At 59.1% G+C, this 17037-nt stretch carries 13 protein-coding genes and 2 pseudogenes; 6 read left to right on the top strand and 9 right to left on the bottom strand.

The genetic code is table 11. The features are described from left to right. Nucleotides 1–37: 37 nt before the first annotated feature. Nucleotides 38–487 carry a low affinity iron permease family protein gene (locus AC3ISI_RS10470; RefSeq protein ID WP_489336825.1) on the top strand — a complete coding sequence of 150 codons (450 nt, stop codon included), beginning with the start codon at nucleotides 38–40 and terminating at the stop codon, nucleotides 485–487. 299 nt (nucleotides 488–786) lie between these two features. Here the strand turns inward: AC3ISI_RS10470 and AC3ISI_RS10465 are convergent. From AC3ISI_RS10465 to AC3ISI_RS10455, 3 genes and pseudogenes are all read right to left on the bottom strand, one after another. Next, nucleotides 787–976: pseudogene (locus AC3ISI_RS10465) on the bottom strand (hypothetical protein). 151 nt (nucleotides 977–1127) lie between these two features. Continuing rightward, on the bottom strand, nucleotides 1128–2318 hold the full coding sequence (locus tag AC3ISI_RS10460; RefSeq protein ID WP_489336824.1) for a cation:proton antiporter: 1191 nt from the start codon (nucleotides 2316–2318) through the stop codon (nucleotides 1128–1130). Between the two features lie 267 nt (nucleotides 2319–2585). Continuing rightward, nucleotides 2586–2744: a hypothetical protein gene (locus AC3ISI_RS10455; RefSeq protein WP_489336823.1), complete on the bottom strand. Its 159-nt coding sequence runs from the start codon at nucleotides 2742–2744 to the stop codon at nucleotides 2586–2588. 928 nt (nucleotides 2745–3672) lie between these two features. Between AC3ISI_RS10455 and AC3ISI_RS10450 the strand changes: the two genes are divergently transcribed. The 5 genes and pseudogenes from AC3ISI_RS10450 to AC3ISI_RS10430 all read left to right on the top strand — a co-directional run. Next, complete coding sequence (locus AC3ISI_RS10450; RefSeq protein WP_489336822.1) at nucleotides 3673–4524, top strand: putative selenate ABC transporter substrate-binding protein; 852 nt, start codon at nucleotides 3673–3675, stop codon at nucleotides 4522–4524. Further along, complete coding sequence (locus AC3ISI_RS10445; RefSeq protein WP_489336821.1) at nucleotides 4521–5318, top strand: phosphonate ABC transporter ATP-binding protein; 798 nt, start codon at nucleotides 4521–4523, stop codon at nucleotides 5316–5318. Before AC3ISI_RS10450 ends, AC3ISI_RS10445 begins: the two co-directional genes overlap by 4 nt. Then, a complete protein-coding gene (locus AC3ISI_RS10440; protein ID WP_489336820.1) occupies nucleotides 5312–6139 on the top strand; it encodes a PhnE/PtxC family ABC transporter permease in 828 nt (275 codons plus the stop codon). Before AC3ISI_RS10445 ends, AC3ISI_RS10440 begins: the two co-directional genes overlap by 7 nt. Beyond that, nucleotides 6136–6903 (top strand): phosphonate ABC transporter, permease protein PhnE, encoded by a 768-nt coding sequence (gene phnE, locus AC3ISI_RS10435; protein WP_489336819.1) that lies wholly within the window; start codon nucleotides 6136–6138, stop codon nucleotides 6901–6903. Before AC3ISI_RS10440 ends, phnE begins: the two co-directional genes overlap by 4 nt. Before the next feature lie 227 nt (nucleotides 6904–7130). Next, a pseudogene (locus AC3ISI_RS10430) lies at nucleotides 7131–7555 on the top strand (DUF6124 family protein); the annotation flags it as partial. Here the strand turns inward: AC3ISI_RS10430 and AC3ISI_RS10425 are convergent. The 6 genes from AC3ISI_RS10425 to AC3ISI_RS10400 all read right to left on the bottom strand — a co-directional run bounded on the left by AC3ISI_RS10425 (nucleotide 7473) and on the right by AC3ISI_RS10400 (nucleotide 17031). Continuing rightward, nucleotides 7473–7751: a hypothetical protein gene (locus AC3ISI_RS10425; RefSeq protein WP_489337812.1), complete on the bottom strand. Its 279-nt coding sequence runs from the start codon at nucleotides 7749–7751 to the stop codon at nucleotides 7473–7475. The pseudogene AC3ISI_RS10430 and the gene AC3ISI_RS10425 sit on opposite strands and share 83 nt — an antisense overlap. A 237-nt stretch (nucleotides 7752–7988) precedes the next feature. Further along, the gene (locus AC3ISI_RS10420; protein WP_489336818.1) at nucleotides 7989–10109 is read right to left on the bottom strand and encodes a 3-hydroxyacyl-CoA dehydrogenase NAD-binding domain-containing protein; all 2121 of its coding nucleotides are present in this window, start codon (nucleotides 10107–10109) and stop codon (nucleotides 7989–7991) included. Between the two features lie 73 nt (nucleotides 10110–10182). Continuing rightward, nucleotides 10183–11961, bottom strand: coding sequence for an acyl-CoA dehydrogenase C-terminal domain-containing protein (locus AC3ISI_RS10415; protein ID WP_489336817.1), 1779 nt, complete (start codon nucleotides 11959–11961; stop codon nucleotides 10183–10185). Between the two features lie 7 nt (nucleotides 11962–11968). Beyond that, complete coding sequence (locus AC3ISI_RS10410; protein ID WP_489336815.1) at nucleotides 11969–14461, bottom strand: efflux RND transporter permease subunit; 2493 nt, start codon at nucleotides 14459–14461, stop codon at nucleotides 11969–11971. 28 nt (nucleotides 14462–14489) lie between these two features. Then, nucleotides 14490–15563, bottom strand: coding sequence for a WD40/YVTN/BNR-like repeat-containing protein (locus AC3ISI_RS10405; RefSeq protein WP_489336814.1), 1074 nt, complete (start codon nucleotides 15561–15563; stop codon nucleotides 14490–14492). A gap of 109 nt (nucleotides 15564–15672) precedes the next feature. After that, complete coding sequence (locus AC3ISI_RS10400) at nucleotides 15673–17031, bottom strand: DUF1329 domain-containing protein (RefSeq protein WP_489336812.1); 1359 nt, start codon at nucleotides 17029–17031, stop codon at nucleotides 15673–15675. Between the last annotated feature and the right edge of the window lie 6 nt (nucleotides 17032–17037).

Below are 17037 nucleotides of genomic sequence, written 5' to 3'. Positions count from 1 at the left end.
CTGAGGTCTATCAGTGACCACACCGGAGCTCGCAATCATGAAATTCTCAAAATTCTGCCAATCGCTCTCTAACCGGGCGGGGAGCTCGAAGACATTCCTGACTGCCGTCGTCTTAATCGTCGCATGGGCACTTACCGGGCCCTACTTTCACTACAACGATACGTGGCAACTGATCATCAACACCTCAACGACCATCATCACGTTCCTGATGGTGTTTCTGATCCAGAATACGCAGAACCGGGATAACGACATTTTGCACCTGAAGATTGATGAGCTGATTCGGGCAACCAAGGAAGCGCAAAACGCTACTTTGTCTTTGGACAAAATGGGCAGTAGAGAATTGAGAAAACTGCGTGAGCAATACAGCTCGTTGGGGGAAGAGGGTCAGATCAACATTGATTCAGTTGAAGAGAAGGATGCAATACCCAAGGGGCTGCATCCGCAGCTGGCATCAAATGATCCCAACCCAAGCGGCCTACCGGGCTGAAACCTAAAGGGAGCGATCTGGTGTTGCCGTTGATGTTAGTGCTTCGGCAATAAATCCCGGAGCAAAACCTGCGAGAGCGAGCCTGCTCGCGATGGCGGACTGTCAGCCAATACAAATGTTGAGTGTGCCACCGTCATCGTCGGAACGCCGCCCGGAGCCGGCTCACTCCCACAAGGACTGCGGCGTTCAATACCCTATCTAATCGGCATTAAACGCAGAGCGTCCCGTTTTTATAAAAATAGAAACATCGATGATCAACCTGCCTTGAGGGAGATATTTCCCCCGCCACAGGTCAGCGACTACACGGATGGCTCAACTTTATCCAGCACCCGGTTCGCCGTGATCTCCGCCACCATGATGCTGTTGGAAATACCCAGCAAGGCATAACGCGACTCCCCCTCCAAAGGCAGCGTCGTTGAGTTTTTTTGAATCGGGTTCGTACGGGGACACTGGATCGGTGTCGGGTGGATTGGGTGTGACCTTGAACATGTTCAGTACTCCAATTGGAGCTTTCACCGTGTCGCTGCTAAACGATGAGGGGCAGCTTGAGGGTGTTTAAACATGCGCCTTCAAGAGTTGTTGAGCAGGCTGATACGCACGTCCTGCAGACGGTGAAAACCGGGAAGTATCCAGGTAAATATCAATGACCACGACTGGCCAGCCGTGCAACCCATGGGTTGGCACTCAGACCATGTAATAGCACGCTGAGTAAAACGGTACAGACAGCAGTAGCCACCAAGGTACGACTTGCTTGTAGAGGGGAGGCCAATATCATGACGGCGAAGACAATGCTGGCCAGACCTCGCGGGCCGAACCAACCGATGAAGAGGCGGGTTTCGAAATCGAAGCGGGTTCCCACCAGACTGATCAGCACGGGCAGTATGCGAATCACGGTCAGGCTGAGCACCGAGTAAATCCAAATGTTCAGGGTGAGACTGCTCCAGGCCCAAGGGATCACCAGTGCGCCAAATACACCCCAGGTAATGACCGATAACAGGTTGGCGAACTCTTCGCTGGCCTTGAGCATCTGGTGCTTTTGCTCGGTAAAGAGAAAACTTGCGAGCAACCCACCGACGAACGCGGCGATAAACCCGCTACCACCTAGTGTTTGCGCTGTGGCAAAGCACAGAACAGCGAGCCCGGGCAGGGTTAACTGTGACCACATGGGCGTTTGCCACTGGTGATTTGCGGAGTAGCGCTGCAACCACCAGGCGATGAACGTAAAAGTAATACCGATGAGTGCACCGATGCCCAGTTCCTCGATAACCAACTCTAATGCCAGTGAGATAGGGGACTGTGTCTGCTGTTCGACCAGCAATGCCAAAAACATAAGCAACACTGGAACGCAGATTCCATCATTCAACCCGCTCTCAACGTTTAACCCTTCACGCACGGACGCGGGAACTTTGGGATTGCTCACAACAGCGTTACCTAGCGCAGCATCGGTGGGAGCCAGAAGGGTTGCCAGTATTGCCAATTCCAACGGTGGGACCTGTGGGAACAGCCAGATGCCGACTAGCCAACCACCCGCGATGGTCAGTGGTAGACCTATCATCAGCAAGCGCAGCGGAAGTCCTTCATTGGCCCGCAGGACCTTCAGGTTGGCGTTGGCCGCATCGCTGAACAGAACAATCGCCAGCGTCAGCTCAGCCAAGAACTTGAGGCCTTCCTTGTCAATTCGGGGTTGCAGAATGCCCAGAAATGCCGGGCCGAGAAACAGGCCGGCAAGCATGAACATAAGCGGGCCATTGAGCAGACGAGACTCGAAACGCCCCGCAAATATGCTGTAGGCAAGGAGGAAGGCGGCAAGCAGCGCTAAGTTCTGATACATCGATGACCTGCCTGTTCAGGGTGGGCAACTGGAACACGCAGCCTTGAGGTAAGCAACTTGGAGGGGACGGGCTTCAGGCATGGGAGATAACGCCTAATGAGGAGTTTGCTAAGCATAGGTGGTGTCCTTTGGATGCGCCTCTCCTTCAGGTGTTGGTGTGATCCACTACGGATTGAAGGCTGCCCATGGCAACCGGTAAATCAAAAAAGAAGATGGATTTACTTTCAAAAAGGGGGCGGAAAAATAAATCCGCGCCCTTTCACTACTTTAATCCAGGGATTCGTTGAGCTGGATTTCGATCGCTTGAAGCGCTTTCAGGTGCCTTGGCCTCGATGTTTGCCTTGGATAAAGCGCTTCATGGACGATCCCTTCGATGAAATCTTCAGAAATCATAGCAGGGCTAACGACGGCGTCATGTTCAGACATAGATGCCTTTTTCGACCGCCTGTAGCTGCCTTACCGGGTCCCAACCACTCGGCGACGTTTGAGCTTTGCTCCACCAAAGCATTCCTTTAAAGATCCATAATCTCCGCAAATCAGCATGAGCCGATGTCGCGTCATCTGCTGCCCCCTCACCATAGGCAAAAACCGGCCAGAAGCAGGCATCGAGAACGCCAACTTCAAAAGAGCCCGAACCTTGAGACCGCTGTCTATTTAAACAACGGCGCCCTAGAAACTTTTCCCTGTTTACCGGTCTATGTGGATAGGCACATCGACTCGGTAGGCACTGCCCTCGCAGGCTTGCCTCAGCCAGATGGCCACACGTCCAATGGTCAATCAGAGGTTGTTCTCGCTCATGAAATTCCATGTCCCACGGATGGTGCTCTTCGGCCTGTTCGCGTTTGCGGCAGTGAGCTCGGCATCAGCAACACAGATGAAAACCTCAACCCCTGCTTTCGCAACTGAAATCACAGCCGCTCAAGCGCCTGTCCAGGCCGCTGAGACCCCTTGGCCGACCTTGGCCAGTATGACCGACAAGCAGCCAGGGCCGTTGCTTGCCCATGACGACCGCTACTGGCACGACGGCCGTTGGCACGATCGTAGAGACGATTGGCGCAGAGATAATTGGCGTAGAGAGCAAGCCCGCCGAGAAGCTGACCGTCGTGATTGGGAGCGCCACCAGGATCGGGCCATGCGGCACCGTTACGAGGACGATCACCGTTACTATCGACGCTAGGCAGTGTTGCGTCGATCGGTTGAATCCACAGTCGATTGCTGCCCTTCGCGACAGATAGCAATTGGGGCAAAAGCAGTTAATTTCGCACCTTTTCGTCTACCATCACCAGGCGCCAGGCAGCAATCAGCTTGTGCCAGGCGCCTCGACATTCTTTCGTTAATGCACCGGAGAAGTTCCATGCTCAAGCGTACCCTGGCATTAGCCGTCGGCTTGTCCCTGTCATTTTGTACCCTGTTGGCGCAGGCCGCCGACACCCTGAAAGTCAGTGCAATTCCCGATGAAGCCCCTACCGAACTGCTGCGCAAGTTCAAGCCGCTTGGCGCCTATCTGGAACAACAGTTGGGCATGAAAGTCGAGTTCGTGCCCGTGAGCGACTATCCGGCCGTGGTCGAGGCGCTGGCCACCGACCGAATCGACCTGGCCTGGCTGGGCGGCTTCACGTTCGTGCAGGCACGCCTGAAAACCGGCAATGCCATTCCGTTGGTACAGCGCGAACAGGACGCTCAATTCACCAGCAAGTTCATCACCGCTGACCCCGCCATCAAGTCCCTCGCCGATCTCAAGGGCAAGACCTTTGCATTCGGTTCGGTGTCCTCCACGTCGGGCAGTCTTATGCCTCGCTACTTTATGCTTAAGGACGGCATCAAGCCTGAAACCTACTTCAGTCGCGTCGGCTACTCCGGCGCCCATGACGCCACTGTCGCCTGGGTCCAGGCCGGCAAGGTGGACGCCGGGGTACTGAACGCCAGCGTATGGGAAAAACTGGTCGCCGCCGGCAAGGTCGACACGACCAAGGTAAAAGTGTTTGCGACCACCCCGGCCTACTTCGACTACAACTGGACGGTGCGCGGGACCCTCGACCCGGCGCTGGCGGCCAAGATAAAGGCAGCCTTCCTTGCTCTCGATCCGGCAAACCCCAAGGACAAGGAGATTTTGGACCTGCAGGCCGCCAGCCGCTTCATCGAAACCACGCCTGAGAACTACAAAGGCATCGAGGAAGCCGCACGCGCCGCCGACCTGCTCAAATGACATTGCATCTGACCCAAGTCAGCCTTACCCACGCCAACGGCGTCCAGGCGCTGCGTGACGTAGACCTGCACATCGGTGCCAGCGAACAGGTCGCCATCATCGGCCCGTCCGGCGCGGGCAAGTCGAGCCTGCTCAACGTGCTGGCCACCGCCCTGCGACCGGGCAACGGCGAGCTGCAGGTACTCGGCGAGCGAGCCTGGCAGCTTTCTGCCCGTCAGCGTCAGCGTCTGCGCGCTCGCATCGGTCTGATTCATCAGTCGCCCCCCCTGCCACCGCGCCAGCGCGTGGTCACCGCGGTCCTGGCCGGAAAGCTGGGTCAGTGGGGGCTGGGCAAGAGCCTGCTCAACCTACTGCATCCACTGGATATTCCAGGCGCACGCGCGGCATTGGCCAGACTGGACCTGAGTGACAAGTTGTTCGCGCAATGCCAGCAACTGTCCGGTGGACAGCTACAGCGCGTGGGCATTGCTCGCGTGTTATACCAAGCGCCCGAGGTGCTGCTGGCCGATGAGCCGGTATCGGCCATGGACCCCGTGTTGGCCCAGCACACGCTTTCGGTACTCTGTCGCCATGCCCGGCAGCACAACGTCACCCTGGTCGCCAGCCTGCATGCGGTGGAGCTGGCCCTGGCGCACTTTTCGCGGATCATCGGCTTGCGTGATGGACAGATTCTGTTCGACCTTGCGGCCAGCGAAGTCGACCGTGAGTTGCTCGACAAGCTCTACGCCAACGAACAACTGCAATCCCCACCGATTGCTCCGCCACCCTTGAGTGTGCAGATTCCCCGATGCTGACCCGTGATACCCGAGATCCGGCCACCCTGCCCCGCCTGCTGCTCAGCTTGCTGGCCCTTGCCTTGCTCTGGCCGGGCATCCGTTTCAGCGAGCTGGACCTGAGCGTACTGGTGGCGAGTGACAGTCAAAGCGAGATGGGCCGGTTTGTATCAGCCTTCTGGCCACCGGCTCATGGCGAAGAGTTCATCGAGCTGTTGTTGCAAGCCACCCTGCAGACCCTGGCTATCGCCACGGCCGGCATGGCCCTGGCGTTGCTGTTGGCAGTCCCCGCCAGCCTGCTGGCCAGTCGTGCTCTGTCGCTGTCTGCTGCCTCCCGTGCCGGCCACCCGAGTTATTGGGGCCAACTGCTGCGTTGGCCTGTACGCGGCTTGCTTATCTTCCTGCGCAGCGTGCCGGAAATCGTCTGGGCCCTGCTGTTCGTGCGCGCCGTCGGCCTCGGCCCGACGGCCGGGGTACTGGCCATCGCCATTACCTACAGCGGCATGTTGGGCAAGGTTTACGCGGAAATTTTCGAGTCGGTCGACCAGCGCCCGGCCCATGCGCTACTGCAGTCCGGCAGCGGTCGGCTCGCAGCCTTTTGCTACGGGATCCTGCCCAATGTCGCTGCGGAACTGCTGTCATACACGGTGTACCGCTGGGAATGCGCAATCCGCGCCTCGGTGGTGATGGGCTTCGTCGGTGCCGGCGGTCTGGGCCAGCAAATGGATCTGTCGTTGCGCATGTTCGCCAGCGGTGAAGTGGCCAGTCTGTTACTGACATTCCTTGTACTGGTGCTGCTCGCCGATCAACTCAGCCGCCTGCTGCGCTGGAGGCTGGCATGAATCGCCTGATCAACCTGGCATTGTTGCTCTGCATCGGCGCAGCGGTGGTCGCCTCGTTCAGCTACCTGGGCATCGACCTCGGCGAACTCGGCGACACCGGCAACCTGCATCATATGGGCGCTTATGCGCAGCGTTTTCTCAGCCCGGACCTGAGCTCAGGCCATCTGCAAGCCATCGGTCACGGCGCCCTGGAAACCATTGCCATGTCCGCCCTTGGCACCCTGCTCGCGGCGGTACTCGGTCTGCTATTGGCATTGCCCGCGGCCGGGCGCTTCGGCTGGCCACTGCAGAGCGCGTCGCGCCTGGTGCTCAACGCCTTGCGCGCGGTTCCGGAACTGGTGTGGGCCGCGCTGATGGTCCTTGCTGCCGGTCTCGGTCCCAATGCCGGTACCCTGGCATTAGCCCTGCACACCACCGGCGTGCTCGGCCGGCTGTTCGCCGAAGCGTTGGAAAACACCCCACCAGAACCGGCCGACGCCATCCGCCTGCAGGGCGGCAATGCCGTGTGGGCTTTCTGTTACGGCACGCTGCCCAACCTGTTGCCACAGCTACTGGCCTACATCCTGTACCGCTGGGAAAACAACATCCGCATGGCCAGTGTGCTCGGCTTCGTCGGCGCCGGTGGTTTGGGGCAAATGCTCTATGTCAGCCTCAGCCTGTTCCAGGAAGCTCAAGCCAGCACGGTTATTCTGGCCATGTTGTTACTGGTATTGGCCGTCGACACATTGAGCAGCTGGAGCCGTCAACGCTGGGTCAAGGCCTGACTGCTTTCGCAGAAAAATCGCTATAACTTGATCGGAATGTGGGTTGAACCCACTGTACGTGGCACTGATGTAGCGACTGAGCTTGTTGCGGCGGTGAAATCTCGCGCGATATGAAAAAGGCATGATCGCGTTTTTTGGACGGTCTACCAACCCGCGTATGGCCACTACCCTCGTTTGGTAGCAAGGGTGATGGCTCCTTCAAATCTGCAGTAGGCGTTTCATCTACGTTCAAACCAACAGCCAACCCACCGGACACCAGTCCGGCATCGCCCTGCGAATCCCTCGATTCCAAAAAATTCCACGAAGCGGCCGAACGCGCACTCGACCATTACCTCAACCCTGGTGTCCGAATCATGGTCAGCACCACGAACCCGAACCGAGGTTCCTCGCCAACCCCAAGTACGACACCGAATCCCTGCTGGCCAACGCCAGCGAATCACTGGGCTCGGCCACCGCCATGCTCAGCAATTTCGCGGCGTTGTTGGAGAACTCGCACCCTGAGACCCTCGGTGCGTGTCAAGGTACCTGTCGCCTTGTCCTACAGTTGTTAGCCCGTTGCGCCCTTAATTTCAGGGCGGGCGTTCTGGGTTTAAATACACCGCATCTGCCAGCTTCCAGTTGCGTGCTCGGATGCTCCAGCGGCTCGGATTAGCTTCCCTGGCATCCTCATAAAGCAGTGCTCTAGCTTGTAACAGGGCCGTTGTTTTGCCTTCGTGCCGACCGTTTGGCGTCACGTATTTCAAGGCGCTGTCGGCATAAAAAAGGCTGATTTTGGCCCATCCCAGAGGCTGTAAAAGCAGCGTTTCGTGTTCCAGGACGCTACCGATGCGACCCGCGGCACTGACCATGCGATCGCTCAACCAACGAACGTCGATGCTCCAAGCGATGAGCCCCCGTGAGCGTTTTTACACACTCTGGGCCAGAAGCAGACGTTCAAATCGCCAAGCGCGCAGGCTAGGACAGGCCCGGGGGTTGCATCTGATTTAGCTCTACTAGTAGGGACTAATGGGACCTCTAAGGGTAACAAGGCGGACGATTAGCACGGATGGCTGCCAATTTGCGATGGCCGCCAATGACCGCAAAGATCAGATACGTTCGACGCCGGTCTTGCCAGATGCGACCAAGCGCTCCAGCAAATGTGCTGGTTGGAACCACATGTCTCCGTAGGTACCAAGTGCATCTCGGTAATAAGCGGTTCGCTCCAGCACATGCGCAAGCCCCAGTCCTTCGGCGTAATGTAATGGGCCGCCGCGCCAGGCCGGGAAGCCGTAGCCATTAATCCAGACCAGATCAATGTCGCTGCTGCGCTGGGCGATGCCTTCATCGAGAAGCTGGATACCTTCATTAACCAGCATCAACATACAACGGTCGTGGATTTCCTGATCGCTGATAGTGCGACGCTGGATGCCCAGTTCGCCTGCGATGCGCTCGGCCAAAGCGACCACTTCAGGATCATCCTTGCGCTCGCGACCTTCATAAAGGAAGTAGCCACGGCTGTTTTTCTGACCATAACGACCCAGTGCGTAAAGCGCATCGGCGAGCTTGCAGTAGCCGGGATCAAGGGAAATAACCTCACGGCGCGACTCACGAACCAGAAAGCTGACATCGATGCCCGCCAGATCGTGCATCGCAAAGGCACCCATCGCCATGCCAAAACTGGTGAGCACATTGTCAACCTGCGCAGGCGTGGCGCCTTCCAGCAGCAGGCGGTGCGCTTCGCGGGAGTAAGGTTCGAGCATGCGGTTGCCGATGAAGCCAAAGCACACCCCGGAAACCACCGGGATCTTACCGATGCGTTTGGAGATTTTCAGCGTAGTGGCCAGGACATCCGGGGCCGTGACTGCGCCCCTCACCACTTCAAGCAGGCGCATGACGTTGGCCGGGCTGAAGAAATGCAGGCCGACCACGTCCTGCGGCCGGCGGGTGACAGCGGCAATGGCGTCGAGATCCAGGGTGGAGGTATTGCTGGCGAAAATCGCGCCTGCCTTGCACACCTCGTCCAGGGTACGAAACACCTGCTGCTTGATGGACAGGTTCTCGAACACGGCTTCGATCACCAGGTCAGCGTCGGCGATATCGGCGTAGTCCAGAGTGCCGTGGATCAGCGCCAGTCGCTCATTCACTTGCTCGGCTGTGAGCTTGCCGCGCAGGACACTGGTGTCGTAGTTTTTGCGGATCAGTGCCAGGCCGCGCTCAAGGGCATCGGCCTTGAGCTCCAGCAGCGTCACCGCCATACCCGCGTTGGCGAAGTTCATGGCAATCCCTCCGCCCATGGTGCCGGCACCAATGACCGCGACCCGGTTGACCGGACGAATCGACGTGCCGGCGTCCAGCCCCGGCAACTTGCCGACTTCACGCTCGGCGAAGAACACATGGCGCAGGGCCTCGGACTCGGTGGAAGCCTCGGCCTCTTTGAACAACTCGCCTTCGCGGGCAAGGCCTTCGGCAAGCGGCAGATTACAGGCTGCTTCAATTGCCGCCACCACCCGCTGCGGTGCGCTCTGACCTTTCCAATGAGACTGATTCGCCGCGCGGTAGTCGGCGAAATAGCCCGGCAGCAAAACTGCGCCCGGGTTTGGATGCGGCCAGTTCGGGCGGCACGGGCGGTCCGGTGCCTGTCTGGGAATCAATGCTGCGGCCAATACCATAGCCGTTTCGAGCAAGCTATCCGCAGTGGGTGCCACCCAATCCAGCAGCCCCAGCACCTGTGCTCGATGGGCGCCTATCGGCTCGCCGGACATAATAAATTTCAGCGCCGCAGCGGCGCCAATCAGACGCGGCAAACGCTGCGTACCACCAGCGCCGGGTAGCAAGCCAAGCTTGATTTCCGGAAGGCCCAGGCGCGCGTCGGCTTCAGCCACCCGGTAGCCGCAGGCCATGGCGAGCTCAAGCCCACCGCCCAATGCCAGCCCACCGATGGCAGCGATTAGCGGTTTGTTTAACTCGGTCAGACGGGTCAGCAGACTTGGCAGGTCTGGCTTGGCGAAGGACGCCGGGCTACCGAACTCGGAAATGTCAGCGCCGGCGCTAAACACAGAACCATCGCCGTGGAGAATAATCGCTTTCACACTGGCGTCCGCAGCGGCCCGTTCGCAAGCATCCAGCAATTGTTCGCGCAAAGCCTGGCCGAGAGCGTTGACGGGAGCACTGGCGAGGCCGATCAAGGCCAGCGGACCTTCACAGCGATAATTGATCAAGCTATACATATGTGATCTCTCTGGCGGATGAAGCAAACGAGCTGTCTTCACCCTGTTTGGCTCTTCCTGAAACTGATCATGTTCAGAACTGTGCGGCATCCAACGAATAGAGGCAGTCGCTGCCGGCCTTGGCTGATGCGCTCAACGAGTGGATACGCGGCAGCAACCGGGCGAAATAGAAACGCGCAGTGGCCAGTTTGCTGGTGTAGAAATCGTCCTCGGCATTGCCACTCATGGCGGCTTTGGCCATGCGCGCCCACATATACGCGTAGGCGGTGTAGCCGAACACGTGCAGGTACTCGACAGAGGCCGCGCCGATTTCATTCGGGTTGCTTTGCGCCCGGTCCAGCAACCACGCAGTCAGCTCATCGAGGGTATCGACAGCTGCGTTCAGTGGCTGGGTAAACTCGCCGAGATCGGCACAGGCATTGGCGGAGAAGTGGCGGATTTCCGAGGCGAACAAGCGGTAGAGCGCCCCGCCGCTGCCGACGATCTTGCGCCCTACGAGGTCGAGAGACTGGATGCCGTTGGTGCCTTCGTAGATCTGGGTGATGCGCACGTCACGCACCAATTGTTCCTGACCCCATTCGCGAATGTAACCGTGGCCACCGAAAATCATCTGACCGTGCAACGTGGTTTCCAGGCCCATGTCGGTGAGGAACGCCTTAGCCACCGGGGTCAGCAACGCCACCAAATCCTGGGCACGCTGGCGGGTCGCTGCGTCCTCGCTGTACTTGGCGGTGTCCAGTTGCAAAGCCACATAGCTGGAGAAAGCACGTCCACCTTCATTCAAGGCCTTCATCGTCAGCAACATACGGCGCACGTCCGGGTGCACGATGATCGGATCAGCGGCTTTTTCACTCTCCTGTGGACCCGTCGGGGCACGGCTCTGAATACGCTCGCGGGCATACTCGACAGCGTTCTGATAGGAGCGCTCACCTTGTGCCAGGCCCTGGATACCGACACCCAGACGCTCGTAGTTCATCATGGTGAACATCGCCGCCAGGCCTTTGTTCGGCGCGTCGACGATCCAGCCAGTGGCGCCGTCGAAGTTCATCACGCAGGTGGCGGACGCCTTGATGCCCATCTTGTGCTCGATGGAGCCGCAGGACAGTGAGTTGCGTTCGCCCAGCGAACCATCGGCATTGACTATCACCTTGGGCACCAGAAACAGCGAAATACCTTTTGCCCCGGCGGGAGCACCCGGCAGTTTGGCCAGTACCAGGTGGATGATGTTTTCGGTCAGGTCGTGCTCGCCGCCGCTGATGAAAATCTTGCTGCCGCTGATCTTGTAGCTGCCATTAGCCTGGGGCTCGGCCTTGGTGCGAATCAAGCCCAGGTCGGTGCCGGCGTGGGCTTCGGTCAGGCACATCGAACCGGTCCAGGTGCCGGCGTACATATTTGGCAGATAGCGTTCCTTGAGTTCCTGGCTGGCGTGGGCCTTGAGTGCCAGGCAGGCACCCGCCGTCAGCATCGGGTACAGGCCGAAAGACAGATTGGCCGAGTTGACCATTTCTTCAATCTGGGCGGAGATCGCCTTGGGCATCCCCATACCGCCAAACTCGGGATCGCCACCGACACCGCCCCAGCCACCTTCGGCAAAAGCCCGATAGGCTGCCGGGAAACCGTCCGGCGTGGTCACTGCACCGTCGTTCCAGGTGCAGCCTTGCTCGTCGCCACTGCGTAACAGCGGGGCGATGATATCTGTGCTGATCTTGCCGGCCTCTTCAAGGATCGCGGCTGCCGTCTCTTCGTCGATAACCTCGGCCAACCCGGGCAATTGAGTCCAGAGTCTGGACACTTCGAAGACTTCATTGAGAACGAAGCGCATATCGCGCAGGGGAGCTTTGTAAACAGACATGATTGGCTTACTCGGACACTGTGAGGGCATGCGGCACGCCCGGTTTGTTGGAATTATCGCTATCGCTGGTTTGTCTCCCCGATTCAGCCGGCGCAGAACGACGGTTCAGCGAGGGCCCACGTAACAGGAACCAGGACAGGGCCGGAATCAGGATCAGCGCGCCGAGCATGTTCCACAGGAACATGAAGGTCAGCAGGATGCCCATGTCGGCCTGAAACTTGATCGGTGACCAGGCCCAGCTCACCACACCGGCAGCCAGCGTGATGCCGACCAGGCCGACCACCCGGCCGGTGAAGGCCACGGCGTTGCGGTAGGCTTCGGACAGCGGCATACCGCTGCGTTGGTAGTGCAACTGCACGCTGAGCAGGTACAGCGCGTAATCCACACCGATGCCCACGCCCAGGGCAATCACCGGCAAGGTGGCGACTTTCACGCCAATGCCCATAGCGACCATCAAGGCCTCGCAGAGGATCGAGGTCAGGACCAGGGGCAACAGCGCGACCAGCGTCGCGCGCCAGCTGCGGAAGGTGATCAGGCAGAACAACGTCACCGCCAGGTACACGTACAGCAGCATGGTGTGGTTGGCTTCGCGCACCACGATATTGGTTGCCGCCTCGATACCCGCAGTACCGGCGGCCAGCAGGAACTGACGATCCGGGGTGCTGTTTTCCCTGGCAAACTTGTCGGCGATCGCCACCACGGCATCCAGGGTTTCGGCCTTGTGGTCCTTGAGGTAGGCAATGACCGGCATCACCGAACAGTTGTTATTGAACAGCTCCGGCGCATTGACCGAGGCCTGTTGCGCGCCGTAGTTCAACACGTCCTGGTTGCGCTGGATGTTGTTGAGTTTGGGGTTGCCCTCGAAAGATCCGGCAGTGATCTGGCGCACCGCATTGACTAGCGATGAGGTCGCTTGCACACCCGGATATTGCTGCAGTTCCCAGGCCAGGCGATCGGCCAGGACCAGCGTTTGATAATTCAGGCAGCCCTCTGGCGGGGTCTTGATCATCACCGCGAACAGATCGCTGGACAGCGCGTAATGGCCGGTGATGTAGGCGTTGTCGCGGTTGTAGCGCGAGTCGGCACGCAGCTCCGGAGCACCACTGTCGAGGTCACCGATCTTCAGATGCGTACTGACCGCGAAACCGGCAATACCCAGCACCAGGGCACCGAGCACAGTGCCAATAGCCCAGTTACGGGTGGTGAAGCGGTCGAGCAAGTCCCACAACTTGCCGAAGCCACGATGCGCGGCAGCGCGGCTGTCGATCTTCAAGGCGCGCTCGGCGGCCTTCTTGCCAACGCCGACGTACGACAGCGCGACCGGCATCAGCAACAGTGAGGTGAAGATCAGCACAGCGACGCCAATGCTGGCGGTGATCGCCAGGTCCTGGATCACCGGAATGTCGATCAGCATCAACACCGCAAAACCCACGGCATCTGCCAACAGCGCAGTGACCCCGGCGATGAACAGACGGCGGAAGGTGTAGCGCGCGGCGATCAGTTTATGGGTGCCACGGGCGATGTCCTGCATGATGCCGTTCATTTTCTGCGCGGCGTGGGACACGCCGATGGCGAAGATCAGGAATGGCACCAGCACCGAGTACGGATCGATGGCGTAACCGAGCCAGGCGACGATGCCCAGTTGCCAGACCACCGCAATCAGCGAGCAGCCGACCACCAGCAAGGTGCTGCGTACACAACGGGTGTAGGCGTAGATGATGATCAGCGAGGTGATCACCGCCAGGCCGAAGAACATCATCACCTGGATCAGTCCGTCAATCAGGTCGCCGACCAACTTGGCGAAGCCGATCACGTGGACCTTGTATTTGCCGGAGCCCTCCTTGTCATGCATTTGCCTTTCAAGTTTCTTGGCGAACGTGTGGTAGTCGACGCTGTGTCCGGTTGCCGAAGCAGTGTCGAGCAACGGCACGATCAACATGGTGGACTTGAAGTCGCTGGCCACCAGATTGCCGACAATGCCGGAGCGGTTGATGTTCTCGCGCAGTTGTTCGATATCCGCAGGCGTACCCTGATAGGTATCGGGCATCACCGGTCCACCCTGGAAACCTTCCTCGGTGACTTCGGTCCAGCGTACCGCAGGGCTCCACAGCGACTTCATCCAGGCGCGGTCGACGCCTTCGGTGAGGAACAGTTCGTCGTTAACCTGTTTGAGCACGTTCAGGTAGTCGGGGTCGAAGATGTCGCCTTCGGTGTTTTCAACCACCACCCGCACCGAGCTGCCCAGGCCGCGCAAAGACTTGCGGTTTTCCAGGAAATTTTTAATGTACGGCTGGCTCTGCGGAATCATCTTCTCGAAGCTGGGACGCAGCTCGAGACGGGTCGCCATCATGTAACCCAGTACCAGGGTGATCACTGCCATGAGCAACATGAACAGGGGGCGGTGATTGAAGACCCACCTTTCCAGCCGGTTTCCGGAACTTCGATCGAAGTCTTGCAAGTTGCAAATCACCGGCATCGTGTCTTGTTGGATATTGCCCATGTCTGGGTACCTCGAATTGATACAGTTCTTATTCTTGTGAAAGCACGCGCGCACCACGGTTGCCGACCAACACCAATGCGCCGTCGGCTGCCTGAACGGCGCCGGCAACCGGTGACGGGTTTTGCTGAGCCATCAATTTCAAGCCTTGCCCGCCATCCTGGCTGACCAACCGTTGCCCGGCCTGGGTAAACAGCTCGTAATGGCCGTCGGTGTCCAGGGTGGCGGCGGTGATGTTCACTTGCAGCCCCGTATTGAGTGAGGTCCAGTTGGCGCCGCCATCGGTGCTGCGAAACACATGCCCGCGCAGCCCGTAGGCCAGGACTTCGCCAGGCTTGCCAATCACACCAAAAAAGCTGCCTTGATAAGGCGTTGGCAGGGCCAGGAAACGCTGCTGCACGTCATCGAATTTGAGCAGCAAGCCCTGTTCGCCGGCGATGTACAGCGCATCGCCGGCAGAAGCGATGGCATTGAGGTGCAGACCCTGCGGGTTATCGATACGGTCCTGGAATGGGGTCCAGTGCTTGCCGCCGTCTTCAGTGCGCAGGATCAGATTGAATACACCCACCACATAACCGAGTTGGTCATTGGCGAACCAGACGTCGAGCAGCGGCTTGTCGGCGCCCTCTTTCGTCAACCGCTGGCCGTCTTCGACGAGCTGCGGCCATTGTTCATTGCCAGGTTCTGCCTGGACCAGGGCGCCGTAGTGTTTGACCAGCAAGTCGCCGATCTGGCGGCCATCGAGTTGTTTACTCCAGGTTGCGCCGGCATCGCTGCTGTGCAGCACGACGCCATCGCTACCCACGGACCAACCTTGTTGCGGCGTAGGAAACGAGACGGCATTGAGGTCAGCACTGACCGGCACGCTGGCCTGAAGCCAGTTCTTGCCGGAGTCGTCGGAGTAGAGAATATGACCACGCTGCCCAACAGCGACCAGGCGATCACCCGCGCGGGCCGTGGCCAGCAAAGGGCTGCGCACGGCCAGGGTACTAAGCCTGGATGGCTGGTCCAGCACGTCAATGAAGTTGGTGGCCTGGGCGATTCCCTGTGACAGAACCAGTGAGGCGCCCAGTGTCAGCAACAGGCACTTTTTGTAAGAACCCATACTGCATCCTCTTGAGAAAACTGCGCTGGGGCGCGCAAGGCGCACCCCGAAGCTGGAGTCAGGCGCCCAGGTAGGGTGTGAATCATCTGGGCGCTTTATCGCGGGATGCTTAGCGGATGCCTGCACCGGCCAGGGACTCAGCTGACCACTGCGCCTTGGAGAGCGGCTCGATGTACTTGATGCCGCCGTAGGGACCTACCACACCATTGATGTTGTAGGACCCGCCGACCAAGTCGTAGATCATGAACGGCGTAGAGTCCGGCACCTGTTTGTCATAGCTCTGGCTGAGGAAGGCGAAAGAACCACGGTAGAGCTGACCATGTGCGTCGTACTGGTCGGAAGCCAAAGCTGTCCAGCTGTCTTCATCCAGGTAGAAGCGACGCTTCTGGTAGATGTGACGAGCACCTGGCTTGAGGTTGCCTTCAACGACCCACACACGGTGTTTCTCCCAACGCACGAAGTCGGGTGACAGGTGATTAGGGGTGGTCAGCGACTTGGGATCTGCAACGTAGGTCAGCTTGTAGGTGTTGTAAGGCAGGATCATTTCCTGCTTGCCCACCAGCGTCCAGTCGTAGCGGTCCAGCGCGCCGTTGAACACAAACCCGTCGTCGAAGGTCCCGGCACCGGAGGTACCTGGATTAGGCGTGTCATAGGCCAGGCTGGGAGCCAACTTGACTCGCCGCTGGCCCGGCAGGTACTGCCAGGCGCGGCGTGGCTGTTGCAACGGGTCGGCGGCGTCCTTGATCATCAGCGCCTCGCCGGCTCGGCGGGCAGGGCCGGTGTAAGACACCTTGATCTGGTAGTACACGTCAGCGCTGCTGATCGGCTGCGACATGTTCTCGTAGATTGGGTAGTTGATGAACGTCTGTCCGGTAGTGGCCAGGCTTGGCACCCCCGCCGAGTCAACGTTCCAGGAATCATACTTGGTGGTGATGTTGACGCCCTGGTAACGCAGCAGGAAGTTCCACATCGCTTCGGCACCGTTATGCGGGACCGGGAATGGCACACCAGGCAATACGTTGTCGATGGCCAGACCACCTTGCACGGACTTGGCACCGCTGGCGTTTTTCACGCTGTTGTCCAGCACAGCCTGAGGCAACGCAACGGTGCGGTGAGTCGGGTAGACATCAACGCGAAACGTGGGAAAGCGCTTGGCCAGTTCAGCGGTGGTGGCAGTGAGCATGCCCTTGTATTTGTCGACGTTTTTGCCATCGATTACGAGCAGCGGTTTTTCGCTGGCAAAGGGGTCAGGACGCATAGTGTCGCCCGATTTGAAGCTGGCCGGTGCGGTAGTCAGGCCACCGGCATAGGCAGGAATCGACCCATCAGCGTTGCCGGCCTTTTCAGCGCCGACCATCGTCAGGCTGGTGCCCAGCTTAGCGGCTTCCTCGGCGGTTGCGGCCGCCTGCGCATGTGCGCCCAACGTCATGGCCAAGGAAGCGGCCAGTAAAGTTTTGACGAATTTCATGTTGTT

This window comes from Pseudomonas sp. GL_139_B, from assembly GCF_057834475.1.
Note: the sequence above shows the minus strand (reverse complement) of the source record. Positions and strands in the feature narration are given on the sequence as shown.

Coding starts and splice junctions, on each gene's coding strand:
- AC3ISI_RS10470 (WP_489336825.1), top strand. CDS start 38: ATGAAATTCTCAAAATTCTGCCAATCGCTCTCTAACCGGGCGGGGAGC.
- AC3ISI_RS10460 (WP_489336824.1), bottom strand. CDS start 2,318: ATGTATCAGAACTTAGCGCTGCTTGCCGCCTTCCTCCTTGCCTACAGC.
- AC3ISI_RS10455 (WP_489336823.1), bottom strand. CDS start 2,744: ATGTCTGAACATGACGCCGTCGTTAGCCCTGCTATGATTTCTGAAGAT.
- AC3ISI_RS10450 (WP_489336822.1), top strand. CDS start 3,673: ATGCTCAAGCGTACCCTGGCATTAGCCGTCGGCTTGTCCCTGTCATTT.
- AC3ISI_RS10445 (WP_489336821.1), top strand. CDS start 4,521: ATGACATTGCATCTGACCCAAGTCAGCCTTACCCACGCCAACGGCGTC.
- AC3ISI_RS10440 (WP_489336820.1), top strand. CDS start 5,312: ATGCTGACCCGTGATACCCGAGATCCGGCCACCCTGCCCCGCCTGCTG.
- phnE (WP_489336819.1), top strand. CDS start 6,136: ATGAATCGCCTGATCAACCTGGCATTGTTGCTCTGCATCGGCGCAGCG.
- AC3ISI_RS10425 (WP_489337812.1), bottom strand. CDS start 7,751: ATGGTCAGTGCCGCGGGTCGCATCGGTAGCGTCCTGGAACACGAAACG.
- AC3ISI_RS10420 (WP_489336818.1), bottom strand. CDS start 10,109: ATGTATAGCTTGATCAATTATCGCTGTGAAGGTCCGCTGGCCTTGATC.
- AC3ISI_RS10415 (WP_489336817.1), bottom strand. CDS start 11,961: ATGTCTGTTTACAAAGCTCCCCTGCGCGATATGCGCTTCGTTCTCAAT.
- AC3ISI_RS10410 (WP_489336815.1), bottom strand. CDS start 14,461: ATGGGCAATATCCAACAAGACACGATGCCGGTGATTTGCAACTTGCAA.
- AC3ISI_RS10405 (WP_489336814.1), bottom strand. CDS start 15,563: ATGGGTTCTTACAAAAAGTGCCTGTTGCTGACACTGGGCGCCTCACTG.
- AC3ISI_RS10400 (WP_489336812.1), bottom strand. CDS start 17,031: ATGAAATTCGTCAAAACTTTACTGGCCGCTTCCTTGGCCATGACGTTG.